Origin of the sequence: Actinokineospora sp. HUAS TT18, from assembly GCF_051364635.1 — a bacterium.
Taxonomy (GTDB): domain Bacteria; phylum Actinomycetota; class Actinomycetes; order Mycobacteriales; family Pseudonocardiaceae; genus Actinokineospora.
The window spans coordinates 3090761-3111504 of record NZ_CP195645.1 but is presented as its reverse complement, the minus strand read 5'-3'; the positions used below and the strand labels follow the sequence as shown (position 1 = coordinate 3111504).

Genomic DNA, 20744 nt, shown 5'->3' with positions numbered 1-20744 from the left:
ATAGGTTGGAGGTTCGCTGACATGGGAACGGATAGCCGGGTCGAGTTGTCCACAGTCGACACGGACTGGTCGTGCCATCCTGATGACCTTTCGGGATTCGAAACCGACTACGGCGGTTTGTACTCTGGACGGGTAGTTGGCGTAGCCAAGCCGCGAAGTCCAGGTGCTGTTCGACGCCTGGTCGCCCAGGCACTGGCGAACGGTATCGCCCTCACGCCACGGGGGATGGGGCACAGCGGTAGTGGCCAATCGCTCGGTTGGAACAGTGTCACGGTGGACATGACCAGCCTAGACGCGGTCTTCGTCGACGTCGCGACAGCGACGGTTACGTGTCAGGCGGGCGCGACTTGGCGGAAGGTTGTAGAACACTGCCTCACCGTCGGCATGCTGCCCAAAGTGCTTCCGACCTACCTTGACCTCACGATAGGAGGCACCTTGTCAGTGGGGGGAGTGGGAAGCGAGTCCGCCCGGCACGGCCTGCTCGTGTCGAATGTGGACTCGGTGGCACTGGTCACCGGAAACGGAGAGCAGTTCGTGTGCAGTCCAAACGTGCGACCCAAGGTCTTCGCGGCTGCTCTTGGCGGCCTCGGACGGTGTGGCCTCCTCGTCGAAGCAACTCTGCCCATGATACATGTCCCGGATACGTTCAGCCTGGTTCGAGTGAGCTTCGACTCGCGGTCCGACTGGCTCGCGGCAATTCTGAATCTGGATCCAACCGAGTCCTGGAGCCACGTCGAGGCGATCTTGGGGCCTGATTCGGCGACTCTGGAACTTACCTTCGGCGGCTCGGCTGCGATCCCCCAATGGGTTTCACGCTTTCAATCACGAGAGGTCGTTAAATACTCGGCGTCGGACTTTCCGTCGCGATACTATGTCGACTTCGCGCGTGAGCAAGGCCAATTTCCGGTGTTCGAGTGTTTTGTGGCGAGGCAGCATTGCGGCTCGATGGTCGAGATGTTGTCCTCGGATCTCCCGGCTGGTTACGTTATACGTTGTGTGCCGGTTCACCGAGACGGTACACCACCTCTAGTGAGGATCCCTGATGGTGAGGTGTACTGTGTCGCGGCCATTGCTACGAAAAGCGTGGCCGAGCAGCTTCGGGATGTGCTGGAATTTATTACCCGGGCAAATCGTACATGCTTTGAACTGGGGGGCACGCGGTACCTGTCAGGTTGGCTCGGGTCTATGACCCTCTCCGATTGGCGGGCGCAGTTCGGTGATGCCTGGGCGGAGTGGATCCGTGCCAAGGAAGCCCTTGATCCGAATGGCATATTCCGATCGGCACTCTTCCCTGGGCCAGGGCTGATTGCCGGGTCGTAAAGGTGCCCGGTTGACAGTTCGAAGGTAGTCGGGGGGCTACGTGGCGGCGCGGATGAGCGCTTGCCACAGTGCGTGTGCCGTCAACGGCGTCGCGACGATCTGGTCGGCGATCGTTGGCATAGCAGCCGCGACGGCGTTCCCAATTGCGGCAGGCGAGCTGATGATGCCTGCTTCGCCCGCCCCCTTCATGCCTCCAGGAGTCACTGGCGAGGCTGTTTCCAGCATGACCACTTCGATCCTCGGAATGTCGGGTGCCGTCATCAACGGGTAATTGGCAGAAGGTTGCGCGTTGTCGGAATATGTTATCTCCTCGGTGAGGGCCATTCCTATTCCTTGGGCGACGCCGCCCACTATCTGTCCTTCGACGATTGTCGGATTGACCAGGACCCCGGAGTCGTTGACGACCCAGTATTTCTCGACCTCGACCGCGCCGGTCTCCGGATCGAACGCCACGGCTGCCGCGTGGGCCCCGAACGCGTGGACGTATGAGGTCGGATCGTAGGATGTACGCTCCTCAAGGCCGGGTCCCACACCCTTCGGTAGGTCCCAACCGCGCCATGCGAAGGCAGCCAAGTCGGCCAACGCCAGCGAGTTCGCCGGATCCGTCACGACTCGCACACAGCCGTCGGCGTACTCGAGATCGTCTGCGGAGACCTCCAACCGGTGAGCGGCGAGTGCCAGCAGCCGTGCGCGCAGGGACTCTGCTGCTCGCACTAGCGCCCCTCCACCGAGTGCGGTCGATCGGCTGGCGACGGCGCCGATTGACGAGTAGGGCGAGGTTTCTGTATCACCCATGACGACTTTGACTCGATCCAATGGGACCCGCAGACCGTCGGCAGCGAGCTGGGCAAAAGCGGTCTCGATACCTTGGCCGATGCCGACGAGCCCACTGCATACGGTGACCGACGCGTCAGGTTCCATTCGCAGGACGATGGTTTCGAACCCGCCTGCCGCAACCCCGGCACCCTTCATGGCCATCGAGGGACCCATGCCAGTTGACTCGACGTGACACGAGAATCCGATACCTCGCTTGCGGTTGTCGTCCGCGGGCACCTCCCGTACGAGCTCTCGTAAGGTGCGCAAGGCGAGTGGAAAGTCGCCAGAGTCATATGGGTGCCACGTGCCGTCCTTGAGGACGAAGTCATCGGGACCGAACATGTTGCGAAGCCTGAGCTCCACCGGGTCGAGGTGGAGGCTGCGGGCCGCCTCGTCGATAAGTCGCTCACGCGTCCACGTGATCTCTGGTTGGCCAAACCCACGGTATGAGCCGGTTGGCGTGGTATTTGTGACAACACCTCGCACGCGCGCCCCGCAGCTGTCGAATCGATACGGGCCTGCCAGCATGATCGCGGACAGCGCGAGCGGGCCAAATCCGACGTTGGAAGGGTGCGCGCCGAGATTGCCGAGTATGTCGCAGTGGAGTGCGACGAAACGTCCGTCCGCCTCGAAGGCGAGTCGCCCGACGTGGATCGCGTCCCTTGCAGCCACTGTCGCCGTCAGCTGGTCGCCCGGTGTCTCGGACCATCGGACAGGGCGGCGCAGCCTCATCGCGGCCAGGCAGACCACGACCTCGTCCGGATAGATGTGCTCTTTCGCTCCGAAGCTTCCGCCGACATCGCCCGCGACCACCCGCACGTTGGCCTGCGGTAAGTTCAACGCTTGGGCAAGATGATCCCGCGCGTGATGCGGTGCCTGTGTTGCGTTCCAGACCGTGAGGACATCCCCGTCGTAGACCGCCGCGATACCACGCGGCTCGATGGGTCTTGGTGTGACCCGGCCGAGGCGGAATGTCATTTCGATGACATGTGGGGCTTCGGCGACTGCGGCGGCGGGGTCCCCGATCGGAAAATCCGCGATCAGATTGCTCTTGGAGCCGTCATGAAGTACCGGCGCGTCATTCGCCAAAGCGGCTTCGACGCCAGCAACCTCGGCCAAGGGGGTGAGGTGAACTTCGACGAGTGCCACCGCGTCGAGTGCGGCTTCATAAGTCTCGGCTATCAACACGGCTACTGGCTGGCCAACGTACCGGACTACTTCATCCAGCACCGGGTAACTCCGGGGCTGCTCAGGGACCGTGCTGACACAAGGTAGCTCTGCTCCTTCCGCATCAGATGGACCGATGACATCGAGAACACCTGTGGCGGCTCGTGCCGCTTCGAAGTCGACGGCAGTCACGACGCCGTGTGCGATACGGCTGCGGATGATGACGGCGTGCGCGGCGCCCGTCAGCGATACCTTGTCGACGAACCGCCCCTGTCCGGTCAGCAGGCGCCGATCTTCGCGTCGGTGAACGCGGGTACCGACAGTCGTTATCGGCACGTCCGGTTTGTCGTGAAGCGACATCACTCCTCTTTCCGTCGGGAAGTCGAGCTAGAAGTCGGTACAGACGGCGGCACGCCAAACGGACTCGTCCGGCAACGCACCCCAAGCAGCCAGACGACGCGCGTAAGGCTCGAGAAGCTCGTGGCGGATGGCGCCCCAGCGTCCTTTGTGGAGCCACGTATCTCGTACAAGCTCGAACGAGCGCGTGATCAGCGGGCGAGGCAGGAACGGCGCCGCGGGCTCGAAGGAGTCCAGCGCTGCCGAGGTCTCGGAGATAGCGAACAGGTATCCCCTCTTGGTGATTTCCAGGAAAGTTCGCACCAAGATGGCCTCGTGCTCGACTAGGTCCTCGCGCACGACGATGACGTAGCTGTGATGCCTAGGAACGCCGAGTCCATCGATCGGCATGACCACGTGCTCATGGTCGAGTAGCCGGGTGCGTAGCGTGTCCCAGACCCAATAGCCGCCAAAGGAGGCATCAGCTCCTACGGCATCAAGTTCCTCAGGAAGTACTTCGCGGAGACCGAAGTCGACGAACTCGACTGCACTGGGCTGACCGCCGTCGGCGGTCACAGCGTCCAAGACGATTCCGGTCGATCTAGGAGTGGGGTTGCATGCGACGCGCCGCCCCTCCAAATCCCGTGGTCGGCGAATCCCGCTCGCAGCGGTTGTCTGGATCGCCTCCAGCCCGACCTGGTTTACCGCCGCCACAGCCACTAACCGATCGCCCGCCGCACGGTGACGCAGAAGGCGGCTGCTGGGTGCGATTGCGATGTCGACCTCGCCACGAGCCAGGTAGTCGGTTGGTCGACTGTGCGCGAAGTCCGCGAAGCAGAAGCGGACGTCGAGGCCGACGTCCCGGTACCACCCGAGCTGCCGTGCGATCACCATCCCGGCATCGTTGGGCCAAGCGTGGAAGTACTGCAGCATGACTGAGATCGGACGCATCATCTTGCCTCCGTTGCGGCGCACGAGCCTGTGACTCCCGTTCGTCCGGCGTTCCGCAGACGTAAAGGTCATAGGGATCTACGTGTGTGGTGCCTCTTTGGGTTCCAGGTATACGAGCGCAGGTGAGGGCGCAGACGGAAGACCACGGACCCAGGGGGGCGGCGCGTGCGTAGAAGATCTCGAGACGCTTCAACGGCCGCCGCTACTACTTCGGAGACTTGACCACGTCCACCGCGTGGATTAGGAGGGAGCCCAGATGTCGTTGTTGGACTTGATCAAGTCGCCGCATGACCTGAAGAAGCTTGGAGAGTCCAAGCTGACCCGATTGGCGGGTGAGATCCGCGAATTCTTGATCGAGCACGTGTCGCGAGCAGGCGGGCACCTGGGGTCGAACCTGGGCGTCATCGAGTTGACCATCGCGGTTCATCGTGTATTCGACTCGCCTCAGGATCTCGTGCTGTTCGATACCGGCCATCAGGCGTACGTGCACAAAATGTTGACAGGCCGGGCAGGGGACTTCGTGTCCCTTCGTCGTGAGGGTGGGCTATCTGGCTACCCCAGCACCGCCGAGTCGCCCCATGATGTGATCGAGAACTCGCACGCATCCACAGCAATGTCTTACGCGGACGGCCTTGCCAAGGCATTCCGGCTCGGCCGATCTAACCGCCGTGTGGCGGTAGTAGTGGGTGATGGCGCGTTGACAGGAGGTATGGCGTGGGAAGCGTTAAACAGCCTCGGGGAATCCGATCACCCCGTGGTCGTCCTGCTCAACGATAACGGTCGGTCCTATGGCCCCACGGCTGGTGGCCTTGCCGGGCATCTCGCAGGATTGCGTGACGGTGAACGTCCAAGCGTATTCGAACAGGTCGGCCTTCAATATGTGGGGCCGGTAGATGGCCACAACATTCAGGAGCTCGAAACGGCTATTCGCGAAGCGGTGTCGCTCAACTCTCCTGTCGTCGTTCATTGTCTCACTCGCAAGGGGAATGGGCATTTGCCAGCGGAGGCGGACGAAGTTGACAACATGCATTTGGTGGCCCAACCCGAAGCCGGTCGGGGACTTGAATGGACGGAGGTGTTTGCTGACGAGATCGCCGCTATCGGTGCCGACGAACCCAATGTAGTCTGTGTGACAGCGGCCATGCTCGATCAGATAGGCCTGAGTCGGTTCGCGGCGAAATTTCCGGATCGTGTTTTTGATGTTGGTATTGCCGAACAGCATGCGGTCACCTGTGCAGCGGGGATGGCTATGGCTGGCCTGCATCCCGTCGTGGTGGTCGTCTCAACATTCCTCAACCGCGCTTTTGATCAGCTGCTTCTGGATGTTGCGCTGCACAGATTGCCAGTGACATTCGTCCTTGACCATGCTGGGGTCACCGGGGAGGAAGGGGCGAGTCACCACGGTATGTGGGACGCATCACTACTGCCGATTGTGCCTGGGCTGCGATTGGCGGCGCCACGGGATGCGGATCGTCTGCGCGCGGCGTTGCGAACCGCAGTTTCGATAAGCGATAGCCCGACCGCTATCCGATATCCGAAGGCTTGCGTCGAACCCACTATCCGCGCAATTAGACGGGTGAGCGGCTGCGACGTGCTCTGGGACCAGCGTGACCCGGACTGCCTGATCGTCGCCGTCGGTCCGATGGCGAATGCGGCGAAACAAGCTGCAGGCGCGTTGGCCGAGTTGGGAGTTCGGACCACGGTTGTGGATCCCTTGTGGATCGCTCCACTTAATTCAGATCTTGTCGCGTTGGCAGAGTCCTACGACCGAGTCGTCGTTGTCGAAGACGCAATGGGAATAGGGTCGCTTGGCGGAAGGCTGGCTCAGGCTCTTTCGCATATGGGTTCACGTACGCGGGTGTGCACTCTTGCGCTGCCGCCCTGCTTCCTGCCGCACGGAACCCGCAGTCGAACGTTGGATGCCCACTCCCTCAATACGTCGGGGATTGTCGACACAGTATTGGGCGCTACGGGTCGATAGAGGATGGGCCGATCGCGTCAGTCATCAGGGGGCTAGTGTCCTGCGCCTGAAATCCGGTGTCTAAGACCGTGTCCTACGTGGTGATCTTTCGTTCTGTTGATCATGGAAAGTGGTCGGTGGTCGTGGATCGTGCCGGAGGGGTTGTGGGAGTTGGCGGCGCCGTTGTTGCCGCCCTCCGGTGTGCGTCGGCAGGGCGGCGGGACGCGGAACGTCGCTGATGAGGACGTGTTCGCGGCGATCGTGTACGTGTTGGTCAGCGGGTGCGCGTGGCGGTTCGTGCCGCCGTGTTTCGGGGTGTCGAAGTCGACGGCGCACCGCAGGTTCACGCTCTGGGCCCGCGCCGGGGTCTGGGCGCGTCTGCATCGGGCGGTGCTGTCGGAAATGGCCACCAAGGGTTGTTGGACCTCTCGCGAGTCGTCCTGGACTCGGCCCACGTGCGGGCGAAAAAGGGGGGCGAACACACAGGTCCGAGCCCCGTGGACAGGGGCAAACCGGGCTCCGAGATGCACGTTCTGTCCGATAGGGGAAGGAATGCCTCTCGCGGTCGGTGTCTCAGGTGGCAACGTTCCCGACGGCGAAGGCCTGAAGCCGATGGTCGGGGCGTTGCTGTCGAGGCGCGATCCTGACCGCGGTCGCCACAGCCGACCGGCAAGCTGCACGTAGACAAGGCATACGACCACACTGAACTGCGGCGATGGCTCCGCGGAAAGCGCATCACCCCGCGCATCGCCGGCAAGGGAATCGAATCCAGTCAACGTCTCGGACGACACGGGTGGGTCATCGAGCGCACCATGGCCTGGCTCGGCGGTTACCGCCGCCTCTCACCACGCTACGAGCGCGATCCCGGCAACTACCTGGCCTTCCTCGATCTCGCCGCCGCCATGACCTGTTGGAAACGCTTCGTCAAGATCACCACGTAGGACACGGTCTAAGTCCAATACCAGTGACTTAGGGTCGTTTGTGGTGCTTGTTGGCGGACTCGGCGCGGTAGTGCGGTGCGATCCGGAGTGCTTCGCCGGGGTCGCTGGTGGGTTGTGGCCATGATCGGTGGTCTGTGCGTTTGAGGGCGTAGCTGGACATCTTTCGCTTGACTACGCGGGGATTGCTGCGTTTTCGCCGGTTCGGCAGCAGGCGGGCCAGGATCTCGCGGACCCCTTCGAGTAGGGCGCTGGCCAACCAGTCAGGGGGAAAAGCCCGCCTGTGCGCTGACCTGTCGGCGGGCCAGGCGCAGTGTGCGGGTGAAGGAGAGCCGGTCGGGGTCCAGACGTTGTTCGGTGGCGGCGGTGTGCATCAGCGATCGGATCGCGTAGTGCACGAGCAGATGTCCCCACACCTCCTGCTCGACCCCGTCCGGCGAGCGTGAGCGCAGCACCTGTGCCGGGCCGCGCTGGTGGGTCGTCAGTTCGTCCAGTGCGGTCTCGATCTCCCAGCGTTGGCAGTACAACGCCGCCAACTCTTTCGCGGGTGCCTTGCGGTGGTTGAGAATGGTGGTGATCAACCGGCATGGCGCGGTCTGTTCCGGGCGTCCGGGATCGTCGAGTGTGTACTCGAGGACCCGGACCACGGTCGGATCCTTGCGCCGGTAGTGGTCGGCGGTGGCCACGATCTCCGACAGATAGGACCCGTCAGGCAACTCCTCCCGCACCGGCAGCACGATGTTCGCCCGGACCCGCCACAACAGGTCGGCGCCGCCCGCGCACGCGGCCCGCCACAACGGCAATCCCGCGAACCCGCGATCGGCGATCAGCAGCTCTCCCTTGCCCAGCCCCGCGAACAGGTCCCGGGCCAGGGTCGCCTCGGCGACCGTGCACGCACCCAGTGTCGCGGCGGTGATCGCGTGCGTGCCACATTCGGCCACCGCAACCACCCGCACCTGCGGAAACGCCGCACGGTCACCGCGTGCCGCAGACCGACTGCTGCCCGGACGCCCGAACCGCTCGGTGTTCTCCGGCGTGTCGGGAACGTCGAAAGTGGTGCCGTCAATCGCCAGCACCCGCCAGTCTCGATACCACGAACCAGGCGTCGCGGGCCGCGCCAACGGCCGGGCGACCTGCTCGAACAACGCCTTCATCGGCGCCGCGCCCAGCTTCACCCGGGCCCGGGAGATCGCCGCGGTCGTCGGCACCCGCCACGGACGCGACCACCGCGCAGCCCACGACATCCCCTCCGTCAGCAACCGGGCAACCTCTTCATACCCCTGACCAGCGAACAAACACATCGCCAGCACGAAATACACCACCACCCGCGGCGGCAGCAACCGATCACGCTGACCTTCCCGCCCGGTCTCGGCGATGACCCGATCCACCACATCAGACGGAAACGTCCTGGTCAGCAGACCGATCGCGATCCGATCAGACATCCGCGCATCCGTGACGGGTTTGACCTGTCCAGGCCGTGGCATCCAGGCACCTCCTGGACGATCAACCTACCAGGGCGACCCTTAAGTCACTGGTATTGGGTCTAAGTCTGGTGTTGATGGATGGCGCCGACGGGACGGCCGAAGGTCGAGTTGCTGTTGACCGCGCACGCGCGGGAGACATTGGAACGGTGAGCGCGGCGGGCGACGAGTGCGCAGGCGCTGTCTCAGCGGTGTCGGGTCGTGTTGGCGCCTGCGCGGATGGCTTGTCCAAATGTGGAGGTCGCGGGTCGGCTTGGGTTCATCGGACGGTGGTCGGGAAGTGGCGTTCCCGCTTTGCGGTGGGGCGTTTGGATGCCCTGAAGGACGAGGACAGGCCGGGGCGGCCTCCGTCGATCACGGTCGACCGGGTGGAGCAGGTGGTGGTCGCGACGTTGGAGGAGACCCTCGCAACGCCACGCACTGGGCGCGGGCCTCGATGGCGGAGCGCTCGGGGCTGAGCCGCTCGACGGTCGGCCACCCTGACCGGCCGAGATCGCGACGACATCCACCGAACTGGCGTCCCTGATCGAGACCCGTCCCACCGGTGCGTGGTCGGCGTGGGCGACCCTGCCGACGGCTACCGACCGCGCCGATCACGACAAGTACCGCAAGCCGAAAGGCATCGTGCCCGTCATCACCCGCCGCGGAGTCAACCCGGCGAGCACCGCTGGGTCGTGGCGAGCGCGTTCACCCTGCTGCATTGGTTCCGCCGACTCCGCACCCGCTGGGAGAGCCGCGACGTCACCCACGAAGCCTTCCTGGCCATGGGCTGCAGCATCATCTGCTGGCGCCCGCCTCTAGGCCCGCTCATTGCGTCAGGAGTCCTACGAGCATCAGGACTGGCGGGCCCTCGTGGCGATCGAGTTCCAGCACGACATCGGGGCCACCGTGTGGACGACGGGACCACTGCGATTGACGTCCGCACTCGATCATGGCTCGGCGCCATCGAAGTCGCCGCTCGACCACACGACATCGACGATCCTCAGGTCGTCGAGTCAGATCGATCTCGCGCGAGTCGAGATCCGTGTCTCGGTACCACTCGTCCGCGACGGGGGGTACCGACTCGTCGCCGTAGATGACGATGTCCGCCAGAGCGTTGACTCAGGTCGGTCTGGCTGTGAATCGACGCCGTGTCCCGCTCGTCCAATGCACTGAATGGTCCGGGTTGGACTGGCCCGAGAGAGTCAGCCACGTGTGCAGGCCCCGCTCCGGTACGGCCCGAATGTCAATTTCGATCATGGGACGGTTATTCGCAGGCTTCTTGGTAGTCCTCGAGACTGTTGTCGTCCCGCTGCGCTTCGACGCACTGCTCGAGCGTCGAGAGTGAGGCGCGGCGGCTGGCGGGTAACTCGGGGCAACCAACAATGGAGTCGATCCGGCGCCTGTGTCCGGGCACGTCATCAGCGCATGAGAGACTGGTGTGGCTATGACTGCCCTCCCGCTTTTCTTCGATGCCCCGCGCCGTGGTCTGCCGCCGCGGCACTTGGTCGACCTCTCGCCCGCTGAGCGCAAGGACGCCGTGGTGGAACTCGGCGAGAAGCCCTTCCGCGCGGCTCAGTTGGCCAATCACTACTTCGGCCGGCTGACAGTCGACCCTGAGGCGATGACCGACATCCCCGCCGCGAGCCGCGACAAGCTGGTCGGCGACCTGATGCCGACCCTGTTCACCGAGGTCCGCAAGGTCACCTGCGACGAGGGCACCACCCGCAAGACGCTCCTGCGCGCACACGACGGCACGCTCATCGAGAGCGTCCTTATGCGCTACCCCGACCGTGCCACGCTGTGCATCTCCAGCCAGGCGGGCTGCGGCATGGCGTGCCCGTTCTGCGCCACCGGCCAGGGCGGCCTCACCCGCAACCTGTCGACAGCCGAGATCGTCGACCAGGTCCGCATCGGCGCCGCCGCCATGCGCGACGGCGAACTCTCAGGCGGCCCCGGCAGGCTTTCCAACGTCGTCTTCATGGGAATGGGAGAACCACTAGGTAACCTCCGTCGTGTTCTCGACGCGATCCACCGCATCTGCGATCCGGCGCCGGATGGGTTGGGTATCTCCCAGCGTTCGGTGACAGTGTCGACGGTTGGACTCGTGCCGGGGATCAATAAGCTGACGGAAGCAGGCCTGCACGTTCGCCTCGCCGTGTCGCTCCACACTCCGGATGACGAGCTGCGCGACACGTTGGTGCCGGTGAACAACCGGTGGAAGGTCGCCGAGGTCCTGGAGGCCGCCCGCGGCTACGCCGACAAGACGGGTCGCCGGGTGTCGATCGAGTACGCCTTGATCCGCGACATCAACGACCACCCGTGGCGCGCTGATCTGTTGGGCAAGCTGCTGCGCAAGTACCTGGGCCAGCTCGCACACGTGAACGTCATCCCTCTGAACCCGACCCCCGGCAGCAAGTGGGACGCCTCCCCGAAGCCGGTCGAACGCGAATTCGTCCGCCGCGTCGAGGCGCAGGGCGTCTCCTGCACGGTCCGCGACACCCGCGGCCAGGAGATCGCCGCGGCCTGCGGCCAGCTGGCCGCCGAGGGCTAAACGCCTACCAGCCCACTCGTGCTAGCACTGCTAGCAGTGAGCTGCTGGAGGTGGACATGGCCACGTTGACGATCCGGGACTTCGCCGACGACTTGAAAGCCGAACTGCGGATTCGGGCGGCCGAACACGGCCGCTCGATGGAAGCCGAGGTTCGTGCGATCCTCGCGGAGGCGCTGAACAAGCCGAGATCTCGATCGGGCATGGCGACCCGGATTCGGCAGCGGTTCGCCGACTCGGATGACCTTTCCGTCGAACTTCCGGCGCGAGTTGAGCCTGCCCGAGCGGCGGAGTTGCCTGAGTGATCGTTCTCGACACCAACGTCGTGTCCGAGTTGATGCGGCACGTGCCTGACGAGAACGTAATCAGGTGGGTGGATCAACATCCGGCTGACGACGTGTTCATCACGGCCGTGACGGCGGCTGAGCTTCAGTTCGGGGTCTCACGCCTGCCAGACGGGCGGCGCAAGACATCGTTGTTGGTCAAAATCGCCGAACTCCTGGCTGAGGATTTCCAAGATCAAATCCTGCCCTTCGACGGCCCGGCGGCGATGCATTACGCACGGATTGCTGCGGCGCACGAGAGTCTGGGACGGCCAATTAGTCTCGCTGACGCGCAGATCGCCGCGATCTGTCTGCGACACAATGCGTGCTTGGCGACGCGAAACATCGAAGACTTCGCCGATACCGGCGCCGAAGTACTCGACCCCTGGAGCGCTTGATCCATCGGGCCACCTCGCCGGCGGCTAGGGCCACTGCACGACGATCGCCGTGGCGTTGTCGCGGCCGCCTGCGGTGTCGGCCGCGTTGAGCAGGGCCTCGACCTTTGCCTGCGGAGTCGCACGGCTGCCCAGGATCTCCAGCAGGCCCGCGTAAGGAACCTGCTCAGCCACCCCATCAGTACAAACCAGATACACATCACCCGCCCGCGGCGCGACATGCAGAACGTCCGGCTCCGGACGCGCGGGATGGCCGACATACCGGACCAGCTGATACCGCGCCGCCGCGGCCTGCGTTGAGTCGAACGGATACCACCCATGGACAGCACCAAGCCAGGCCATCGTGTGGTCCCAACTCCAATAGTCCCGACCGCAACCGGTACACCCGCGAGTCACCGACCTGGGTGATCCACAGCCCGTCCCCGGCCACAAGCGCCGTCAGCGTGCACCCAGCCAGCCCCGCGACCCGCCGCCCGATCTCGCGGACCCGTTCCTGCGCGGCCATCACCGCCGAGACCAGTGCCCGAGGATCAGGCGCGGCCAACTCCACGAACGTGTCCACGGCGGTCCGGCCAGCCAACGCGCTGCCCTCGCCGTCGCCCATTCCGTCGGCGACGACCGCTACCAGCGGGTCGAGTGCGAGGTGCGCGACATCGAAGTTCGCGGAATAGCGTGTGCCGACCGTGCTGCCCGCCGCCGCCTCGAGACCCTTCACCCAGCGGATTCTTCCCTCAGGCGCGTACCGTTGACCTATGGCGACGAAGGTCATCGAAGTCGCGGACGACGAGTTGACGCTGATTCTGGCGGCGCTGCGGTCGTACCTGACCGACTTCGGCCACGACGAGGCCGATCTGCAGCGAGCGATCAAACGTCTGATCGCGAAGCTGCCGCGCCCGGAGGCGACCGTCGCGTAGCGGCGGTGGATGAGACGCCGCGACCCGCGGCGTCGCTCAGCCGCGCCAGGAGGTGCGGCGCTTGTGGACCAGCCAGCCGATACCGGCGAGCAGGAACAGGCCGGTGCCGATGAGCCACAGGTTCTCGGTCCAGCCGGTGTGGTTGCCGATCAGCATGGCGAACATCGACAGGCCCACCAGCACACCCGCGACGAGCGTGGCGCGCGGGAAGCCGCCGTGCCAGCCCCACTCGGCCGAGGGCTCCTCCTGCGGGCTGACCCTGAACGCGGCGGCGGGGGTCGCCTTGCGCTTCTCCAGCTCCGAGCGAGCCACGTTTCCTCCAGCTGATCCGATCCGTGCGCCGCCATCGTTCCATACCCGGACAACACTGCGGGCGCCGTGGTCTCCACGACGCCCGCAGGTGTGACAAGGGTCGCTAGACCCGAGCTCGTCCGCGCCCCCCGGTGACCAGCCGGTACACGCCCAAGAGGATGAGCGAACCCAGGATGGCCAGCAGCCACGTGCGCAGGTTGAAGAACGTCGCGAGGCCGCCGCCGAAGATGGCGTTGCCGATGAAACCGCCGAGGATCGCGCCGACGATGCCGATCAGTGTGGTGACGATGAATCCGCCCGGGTCGTTGCCGGGCATGATCGCTTTGGCGATCACGCCTGCCAACAGGCCGAGAACGATCCAGCCGAGGATGCCCATCGGTGCTCCTTCTCTCGTTGTTCGCCGGGAACATGCCCCGCCCGGCTCCGACCCATGCGCGCCGATCAAGAATTAGGCCGAATGGCGTAACGCTCACCCGGTTGGCGCCGAGATCCGCGTCACGGACGGCGAAGGTCAGCTCGTACCCGTGCGATGTCGGTTCCGAACTGCGGGACAATGGTCGTGATGACTTCCTCCATTGCGCCCCGGCGCTCACTGCTCGTACTCGGGTCCACCGGCTCCGTCGGCACCCAGGCGCTCGACGTCGTGGCCGCCAACCCCGACCGGTTCGCCGTCGCGGGCATCGCCGCGGGCGGCTCCGACCCGGCGCTGCTGGCCGCCCAGGCGCTCGGGTTCGCCGTCGACGCCATAGCCGTGACCAGGGCGTCCGCTGCGGGCGACGTGCAGCTCGCGCTGTTCGCCGAGGCGCAGAAGCGCGGCTACGCGCAGGGCCAGTTCAAGATGCCCCGCATCTTTGCGGGCCCGGACGCGGTGACCGACCTGATCGCCGCCGTGCCCGCCGACATCGTCCTCAACGCCATCACCGGCTCCCAGGGGCTGCCCGCCACGCTCAAGGCGCTGGAGTCCGGCGCCCGACTGGCGCTGGCCAACAAGGAGTCGCTGATCGCCGGCGGCGCCCTGGTCCTCGGCGCGGCCAAGCCAGGTCAGATCGTCCCCGTCGACTCTGAGCACTCGGCGATGGCGCAGGCGCTGCGCGGCGGTCGCGCCGACGAGGTCGACCGGCTTGTCCTCACCGCATCGGGTGGACCCTTTCGGGGGAAGCGGCGCGCCGATCTCACCGAAGTGACCGCCAAAGAGGCCCTGGCCCACCCGACCTGGGCGATGGGGCCGGTCATCACGGTGAACTCCGCGACCCTGGTCAACAAGGCGCTGGAGCTGATCGAGGCGCACCTGCTGTTCGACGTGCCCTACGACCGCGTCGACGTCGTCGTCCACCCGCAGTCGATCGTGCACTCCATGGTCACCTTCACCGACGGCTCGACCCTGGCCCAGGCCAGCCCGCCGGACATGCGCCTGCCGATCGCGCTGGCCCTGGGCTGGCCCGACCGCATCCCCGGCGCGGCCGCAGCGTGCGACTGGACGACGGCCAGCCAGTGGACCTTCGAGCCGCTGGACCACGAGACGTTCCCCGCCGTGCGGCTCGCCCGCGCCGCGGGGGAGACCGGCGGCTGCCTGCCCGCGGTCTACAACGCCGCGAACGAGGAGGCCGTCGACGCGTTCCTGCGAGGCGACACCACCTTCACAGCCATTGTGGACACTATTGGGCGGGTACTCGACGACGCGGCGGACTGGCATGGCGATCCGCGCGACGTCGAGGAGGTGCTCGCCGCCGAGCACTGGGCCCGTGCCCGCGCGCGAGAACACCTCGCGGTGACCGCTGGCCCGGACGGCGTCGTCGGGCCGGGAAGGATCTGACGTGCTCGTCTGGCTGTTGGGGCTCGTGCTCTTCGCGCTGGGGATCTGTGTGTCCGTCGCGCTGCACGAGGCGGGGCACATGTACACCGCGAAGATGTTCGGGATGAAGGTCCGGCGGTACTTCGTCGGCTTCGGGCCGAAGGTCTTCTCGTTCCGCCGCGGTGAGACCGAGTACGGCCTCAAGGCCATCCCGCTCGGCGGGTTCTGCGACATCGCTGGCATGACCGCGCTCGACGAGGTCACCCCGGAGGAGTCGCCGCGCGCGATGTGGCGCTACCCGGCGTGGAAGCGCGTCGTGGTGCTGTCGGCCGGGTCGATCACCCACTTCATCCTCGGCTTCATCATCCTGTACCTGATGGCCGTGTCGATGGGCCTGCCCAACTACACCGACCGGCCCTTCGTCGGCGCCACGTCGTGCGCGCCGCCGTCGCAGGACGTGAAGACGCTCAAGCAGGACGAGTGCAAGCCCGGCGACCCGTCGCCTGCCAGCGCCGCGGGGATCAAGGTCGGCGACGAGATCATCAGCGTCGACGGCCAGCGCGTCGAGACCTGGGACGCGGCGGTGAAGAAGATCCGCGACCTGCGCGGCGAGACCACTTTCGTGGTCGCCCGCGACGGCCAGGAACTGACGATGAAGGTCGACGTCGCCACCGTCCAGCGCGTCCCGGTCGGCTCGAAGCCCGGCGCCGACAACAAGCTCACCGAGGCGGGCGCGGTCGGCATCGCCCAGAGCGGCGACCTGATCCAGTACGGCGGCCTGACCGCCATCGGCGGCACCGTGTCCTTCACCGGGGAGATGTTCGCCAAGACCTGGGAAGGACTGATGAAGTTCCCAGAGAAGATCCCCGCCGTCGTCCGCGCGATCGGGGGCGAGGAGAATGACCCCGAGCGGCCGGTCAGCGTCGTCGGCGCCAGCGTCATCGGCGCGGACGCCGCGGAGAAGGGCATCTGGTCGATCTTCGTGCTCATGTTGGCCGCGCTGAACTTCTTCGTCGGCGTGTTCAACCTGCTGCCGCTGCTCCCGCTCGACGGCGGCCACATCGCGATCACCCTGTACGAACGGGTCCGCGACGTGATCCGCAAGCTGCGCGGCCTCGCCCCGGCGGGGCCGGTCGACTACACCCGGCTCACCGGCATCACGATGGTCCTCGTGGTCATCGGCGGCGCCGTCGTGCTGCTCACGGTCACCGCCGACGTCGTCAACCCCATTCGATTGCAATAACCCTGGAGAGGTCAGCAGATGTCCGACGTCATGCTCGGAATGCCCGCGTTGCCGCCGCCGGTGCTCTCGGAGCGCCGCAAGACCCGGCAACTGCGGGTCGGCCAGGTTGGCGTCGGCAGTGACCACCCGATCTCAGTGCAGTCGATGACGACGACGGTGACCGCCGACGTCAACGCGACGCTGCAGCAGATCGCCGAGCTGACCGCGGCGGGCTGCGACATCGTCCGCGTCGCCTGCCCGTCACAGGACGACGCGGACGCGCTGGCCGCCATCGCGACCAAGTCGCAGATCCCGGTGATCGCCGACATCCACTTCCAGCCCAAGTACGTCTTCGCCGCGATCGAGGCGGGCTGCGCGGCGGTGCGGGTGAACCCGGGCAACATCCGCAAGTTCGACGACCAGGTCAAGGAGATCGCCGCGGCGGCGCGCGACCACGGCACGCCCATCCGCATCGGGGTCAACGCCGGTTCGCTCGACCCGCGGCTTCTGAAGAAGTACGGCAAGGCGACGCCGGAGGCGCTGGCGGAGTCGGCCATGTGGGAGGCGTCGCTGTTCGCCGAGCACGACTTCCACGACATCAAGATCTCGGTCAAGCACAACGACCCGGTCGTGATGATCCGCGCCTACGAGCTGCTGGCCGAACAGTGCGACTACCCGTTGCACCTCGGCGTCACCGAGGCCGGTCCGGCGTTCCAGGGCACGATCAAGTCGGCCGTGGCCTTCGGCGCGCTGCTGCGCCAGGGCATCGGCGACACGATCCGGGTGTCGCTGTCCGCGCCGCCGGTCGAGGAGGTCAAGGTCGGCTCGCAGATCCTGCAGTCGCTGAACCTGCGCCCCCGCAAGCTGGAGATCGTGTCCTGCCCGTCGTGCGGGCGCGCGCAGGTCGACGTCTACAAGCTGGCCGACGAGGTGACCGCGGGCCTGGAGGGCATGGAGGTCCCGCTGCGCGTCGCGGTCATGGGCTGTGTCGTGAACGGGCCGGGCGAGGCGCGGGAAGCAGACCTCGGCGTGGCCTCCGGCAACGGCAAGGGGCAGATCTTCGTGAAGGGCGAGGTCATCAAGACCGTGCCGGAACACCAGATCGTGGAGACCCTGATCGAGGAGGCTATGCGCCTCGCGGAGCAAATGGAGGGGTCCGAAGGGACGCCTTCGGTCACGGTCGGCTGACGATTGCTGACCGTATTCCGTAAAGTTCCCTGAGTCTGGCTGCAGAGGGGACTTGGCATGTACCTCGCCCGTGTGACCCTGCGGAACATCCGCGGCTTCTCCGGTGCGCGCGACGTCGATCTGGAGCTCACCAGGCCGGATCGGACCCACGCGGGCTGGACGGTGATCGCCGGGCGCAACGGGTCGGGCAAGACGTCGCTGCTGCGGGGGATCGCGCTCGCCGTCGGCGGGCCCGCGGTGGCGCGCAGCCTCGTGCCGGACTTCGAGAACTGGGTCTCGCTCGGCGAGCGCGAAGCCGTCGCCCAGGTCCGCGTCGCCTACGACGCCGGGCACGACCGGTTCTATGGCAAGGGCAGGCTGCCCGCGAAGGACTTCGCCGCGGGCCTGCAGTGGACCTACCCCGACGACGTCGACGGCAGGCGCGCCACCCAGCCGTCGCTGGCGCCGGTCGGCAGCCCCGGCAGCCGCAGCCAGTCGGCGCGCGGACCTTGGCAAGATAACCCGGGTGGGTGGTTTTGTGCCGCCTACGGACCCTTCCGGCGGCTTGTCGGTGGCGCCGGTGACGCCCAACGGTTGATGCTTAGTCCCGGACCCGTCGCGCGCCTTGTGAGCCTTTTTCATGAGGACGCATCGCTCGCGGAGGGTGTCGGATGGCTCATCGAACAGCATTTGCGGACGCTGGAGCAGCGGCCGGGTGCCCAGCAGCTCAAGGAAGCAGCGCTGGAAATCCTGGCGAACGGTTTGCTGCCGGACGGTTATCGGATAGAGAAAATCGACTCCGACGGCCTCTGGGTCGCCAATGGCGACAAACGATTCCCGTTGCGCGAAATGAGTGACGGCTACCGAACGGTAGCGGCACTCGTTGTCGATTTGCTCAAGCAGATCAACGAGGCATACGGCTCCATTCCGGTGAGTACGACCGACGGCGTCACCGCCGTGACGGCACCCGGTGTAGTCATCATCGACGAGGTCGACGCCCATCTGCACGTGTCGTGGCAGAAGCGCATCGGCGGCTGGCTCAAGTCTCATTTTCCCAACATTCAATTCGTCGTGACGACGCACAGTCCGTACATCTGCCAGGCCGCCGACCCCGGTGGGCTGATCCGCCTGCCCGGTCCTGACCAGGAGGAACCGCCGTCGGTGGTGGGCCAGGACCTGTATGAGCGCATCGTTTTCGGCAGCGGTGACGACGCGGTTCTCTCCGACCTCTTCGGCCTGGATACGCCATACTCGGAGAAGGCCCAGTCATTGCGCCGCGAACTCGTCGACCTCGAGGTGGCGGTGGTCAGTGACATGGCCGACGAAGAGCAGGAACGGCGTTATCTACAGCTTCGGGAAATGCTCGAGAGTTCACCTGTGGCCAGGGTGGGAGAGGTGACCGCCCGGCTGCACGAAGCGGGAGCCGCAGGCGCGTGATCCACATCGCTCGCGTCACTTTGCCACCACCCACCGTCGACCGATTGTCCGAACTGACCACCAGGATCAGCGCCGTCCGCCCAGCGGACCGGGTGGCGTCGGCGCGCGCCCTCTGGCGAACCAATTCGGCGGTCAAAGGCATGCTCCGCGAAGCGTTGGCCACGATGGCGCCGGGGGTGCAGCGCTGCATGTATTGCGGCGACAGCCTCGGCGCCGACATCGACCATTTCGACCCGCTTTCTCGAACGCCGCTGCGCACCTTCGATTGGCCCAACCATTTACTCGCGTGCTCGGTCTGCAACAGCCACCACAAGCGGAACCTGTTCCCCCTCGACGAGCGCGGCAAGCCGCTGCTGATCGACCCCACCGTCGAGGACCCGTTCGACCACCTGATGCTGTCGCTGTCGGTCGGCGAGTACCGGGCCCTGACCCCCAAGGGCATCGCCACGGTCACCGTGTTCGGCCTCAACCGGCCGCTGCTGGTCCGGGGCCGCCAGCAGGCCCGCAGGGTGGTGGTCGCCAGCCTCCGCAACTGGGCGGCGGCCCGCGCGGCCGCCAACGACGTGGACATGGACGAGGCGATCCTGACGATCCGCGAACAGCCCTTCGCCGACGTCGGCCACGCGATGCTGCGCCAGTCGAGCGTCCCGCGCGCCGAGGTCGTGTTCGGCCGCGACCAGGACGTGCTGCCGATCCTGCGCGACCCCGATCTCCGCTCCCGGCTGATCCCCTGAGGCGTCGTCACTTTCGGTGATCAGGTCCGCCGGACGGGGCTGACCAGGTGATCCGTTTCCGGTGTGCCCTGCCATCTGGCACGCTGATGGGGTGTTGCGGCTAGCAGGAGCGCGGCTGCTCGACGAACGGGATGGCCAGGCGGTGCGCGCCGTGCTCACCGCCGACCCGGTGGCGTCCTGCATGGTCGCTTCCCGCATCGAGACTGTCGGGCTGGACCCGTGGCGCCTCGGCGGCGAGGTCTGGGGCTGTGACCTGCGCGGACTACGTCCGGTGACTCGGCTGGAAGCCCTGTGCTTCGCAGGCCCCAACCTGATTCCCCTGCGCGGCAAGCGCTCCGCGCTGCGTGCCTTCGCCGAGCGGGCGCTGCGCAGGCGCCGGATGTGCTCGTCCATGGTCGGCCCGGCCGAGCAGGTCCTCGGCCTGTGGGCCGAACTCGAATCCGACTGGGGACCGGCGCGCGAGATCCGCGACGACCAGCCGCTCATGGCGATCTCCGGCGCCCCGATCGTCACGCCCGACCCGCTCGTCCGGCCGGTGCGGCCCGACGAACTCGACCGTTACCTGCCCGCCGCGATCGCCATGTTCATCGAGGAGGTCGGCATCGACCCGCGCGTGGGCGACGGCGGCTCCGGCTACCGCGCGCGCGTCGCGGAGCTGATCGCCGGTGGCCGCGCGTTCGCCCGGTTCGAGGGCGGCGACGTGGTGTTCAAGGCCGAGATCGGCGCCCTGTCCAGCGCCGTCGGCCAGATCCAGGGCGTCTGGGTGCACCCGGACCGGCGCGGCCACGGCCTCGGCAGCGCGGGCACCGCCGCGGTCGTCCAGCGCCTGGTCGACGGCATGGGACGCACCGCGAGCCTGTACGTCAACTCCTACAACACCGCCGCCCGCGCCGCCTACCGCCGGATCGGATTCGAGCAGGTCGGGCAGTACGCCACCGTCCTGTTCTAG

At 66.1% G+C, this 20744-nt stretch carries 19 protein-coding genes and 1 pseudogene; 13 read left to right on the top strand and 7 right to left on the bottom strand.

The window, feature by feature from the left end; genetic code table 11:
• The first annotated feature begins 21 nt into the window (after positions 1-21).
• A complete protein-coding gene (locus ACSHT8_RS13885) occupies positions 22-1320 on the top strand; it encodes an FAD-binding protein (RefSeq protein ID WP_436501272.1) in 1299 nt (432 codons plus the stop codon).
• A 36-nt stretch (positions 1321-1356) separates the two neighbouring features.
• Here the strand turns inward: ACSHT8_RS13885 and ACSHT8_RS13880 are convergent, their stop codons facing one another.
• Both ACSHT8_RS13880 and ACSHT8_RS13875 read right to left on the bottom strand, forming a co-directional pair.
• The gene (locus tag ACSHT8_RS13880; RefSeq protein WP_436501270.1) at positions 1357-3663 is read right to left on the bottom strand and encodes a xanthine dehydrogenase family protein molybdopterin-binding subunit; all 2307 of its coding nucleotides are present in this window, start codon (positions 3661-3663) and stop codon (positions 1357-1359) included.
• Positions 3664-3690: 27 nt separating this feature from the next.
• Positions 3691-4593, bottom strand: coding sequence for an ABC transporter substrate-binding protein (locus ACSHT8_RS13875; protein WP_436501268.1), 903 nt, complete (start codon positions 4591-4593; stop codon positions 3691-3693).
• 253 nt (positions 4594-4846) lie between these two features.
• Between ACSHT8_RS13875 and ACSHT8_RS13870 the strand changes: the two genes are divergently transcribed.
• On the top strand, positions 4847-6571 hold the full coding sequence (locus tag ACSHT8_RS13870) for a 1-deoxy-D-xylulose-5-phosphate synthase (protein WP_436501266.1): 1725 nt from the start codon (positions 4847-4849) through the stop codon (positions 6569-6571).
• A gap of 102 nt (positions 6572-6673) precedes the next feature.
• Positions 6674-7491 (top strand): annotated as a pseudogene (locus ACSHT8_RS13865) (IS5 family transposase).
• A gap of 260 nt (positions 7492-7751) precedes the next feature.
• Here the strand turns inward: ACSHT8_RS13865 and ACSHT8_RS13860 are convergent.
• On the bottom strand, positions 7752-8972 hold the full coding sequence (locus ACSHT8_RS13860; RefSeq protein WP_436501264.1) for an IS4 family transposase: 1221 nt from the start codon (positions 8970-8972) through the stop codon (positions 7752-7754).
• 1423 nt (positions 8973-10395) lie between these two features.
• On the opposite strand from ACSHT8_RS13860, the gene rlmN reads away from it, so the two are divergent.
• From rlmN to ACSHT8_RS13845, 3 genes are read left to right on the top strand one after another with little or no spacing between them, the layout of a single operon-like run.
• On the top strand, positions 10396-11502 hold the full coding sequence (gene rlmN / locus ACSHT8_RS13855) for a 23S rRNA (adenine(2503)-C(2))-methyltransferase RlmN (RefSeq protein ID WP_436501262.1): 1107 nt from the start codon (positions 10396-10398) through the stop codon (positions 11500-11502).
• 56 nt (positions 11503-11558) lie between these two features.
• A complete protein-coding gene (locus ACSHT8_RS13850; protein ID WP_436501260.1) occupies positions 11559-11804 on the top strand; it encodes a FitA-like ribbon-helix-helix domain-containing protein in 246 nt (81 codons plus the stop codon).
• Positions 11801-12220: a type II toxin-antitoxin system VapC family toxin gene (locus tag ACSHT8_RS13845; RefSeq protein WP_436501258.1), complete on the top strand. Its 420-nt coding sequence runs from the start codon at positions 11801-11803 to the stop codon at positions 12218-12220. The genes ACSHT8_RS13850 and ACSHT8_RS13845 overlap by 4 nt, the downstream gene beginning before the upstream one ends.
• Before the next feature lie 24 nt (positions 12221-12244).
• Here ACSHT8_RS13845 and ACSHT8_RS13840 read toward each other — a convergent pair whose 3' ends face one another.
• Both ACSHT8_RS13840 and ACSHT8_RS13835 read right to left on the bottom strand, forming a co-directional pair.
• A complete protein-coding gene (locus tag ACSHT8_RS13840; RefSeq protein ID WP_436501256.1) occupies positions 12245-12391 on the bottom strand; it encodes a hypothetical protein in 147 nt (48 codons plus the stop codon).
• 25 nt (positions 12392-12416) lie between these two features.
• A complete protein-coding gene (locus ACSHT8_RS13835) occupies positions 12417-12932 on the bottom strand; it encodes a PP2C family protein-serine/threonine phosphatase (protein ID WP_436501254.1) in 516 nt (171 codons plus the stop codon).
• Positions 12933-12969: 37 nt separating this feature from the next.
• Here ACSHT8_RS13835 and ACSHT8_RS13830 point away from each other — a divergent pair, with 37 nt between their 5' ends.
• Complete coding sequence (locus tag ACSHT8_RS13830; RefSeq protein ID WP_436501252.1) at positions 12970-13131, top strand: hypothetical protein; 162 nt, start codon at positions 12970-12972, stop codon at positions 13129-13131.
• 36 nt (positions 13132-13167) lie between these two features.
• Here ACSHT8_RS13830 and ACSHT8_RS13825 read toward each other — a convergent pair whose 3' ends face one another.
• Together ACSHT8_RS13825 and ACSHT8_RS13820 are read right to left on the bottom strand one after the other, a co-directional pair.
• Complete coding sequence (locus tag ACSHT8_RS13825) at positions 13168-13443, bottom strand: DUF2631 domain-containing protein (RefSeq protein ID WP_436501250.1); 276 nt, start codon at positions 13441-13443, stop codon at positions 13168-13170.
• A 103-nt stretch (positions 13444-13546) separates the two neighbouring features.
• Positions 13547-13819, bottom strand: coding sequence for a GlsB/YeaQ/YmgE family stress response membrane protein (locus tag ACSHT8_RS13820; protein WP_436501249.1), 273 nt, complete (start codon positions 13817-13819; stop codon positions 13547-13549).
• A 177-nt stretch (positions 13820-13996) separates the two neighbouring features.
• On the opposite strand from ACSHT8_RS13820, the gene dxr reads away from it, so the two are divergent.
• From dxr to ACSHT8_RS13790, 6 genes are all read left to right on the top strand, one after another.
• The gene (gene dxr / locus ACSHT8_RS13815; RefSeq protein ID WP_436501247.1) at positions 13997-15256 is read left to right on the top strand and encodes a 1-deoxy-D-xylulose-5-phosphate reductoisomerase; all 1260 of its coding nucleotides are present in this window, start codon (positions 13997-13999) and stop codon (positions 15254-15256) included.
• A 1-nt stretch (position 15257) separates the two neighbouring features.
• Positions 15258-16478, top strand: a complete 1221-nt coding sequence (locus ACSHT8_RS13810) for a M50 family metallopeptidase (protein ID WP_436501245.1) — start codon at positions 15258-15260, stop codon at positions 16476-16478.
• Between the two features lie 18 nt (positions 16479-16496).
• Positions 16497-17645, top strand: a complete 1149-nt coding sequence (gene ispG / locus ACSHT8_RS13805; protein WP_436501244.1) for a flavodoxin-dependent (E)-4-hydroxy-3-methylbut-2-enyl-diphosphate synthase — start codon at positions 16497-16499, stop codon at positions 17643-17645.
• 57 nt (positions 17646-17702) lie between these two features.
• The gene (locus ACSHT8_RS13800; protein WP_436501242.1) at positions 17703-19061 is read left to right on the top strand and encodes an AAA family ATPase; all 1359 of its coding nucleotides are present in this window, start codon (positions 17703-17705) and stop codon (positions 19059-19061) included.
• A 44-nt stretch (positions 19062-19105) separates the two neighbouring features.
• Complete coding sequence (locus ACSHT8_RS13795; RefSeq protein WP_436501240.1) at positions 19106-19795, top strand: HNH endonuclease; 690 nt, start codon at positions 19106-19108, stop codon at positions 19793-19795.
• A gap of 91 nt (positions 19796-19886) precedes the next feature.
• Positions 19887-20744, top strand: coding sequence for a GNAT family N-acetyltransferase (locus tag ACSHT8_RS13790; RefSeq protein WP_436501238.1), 858 nt, complete (start codon positions 19887-19889; stop codon positions 20742-20744).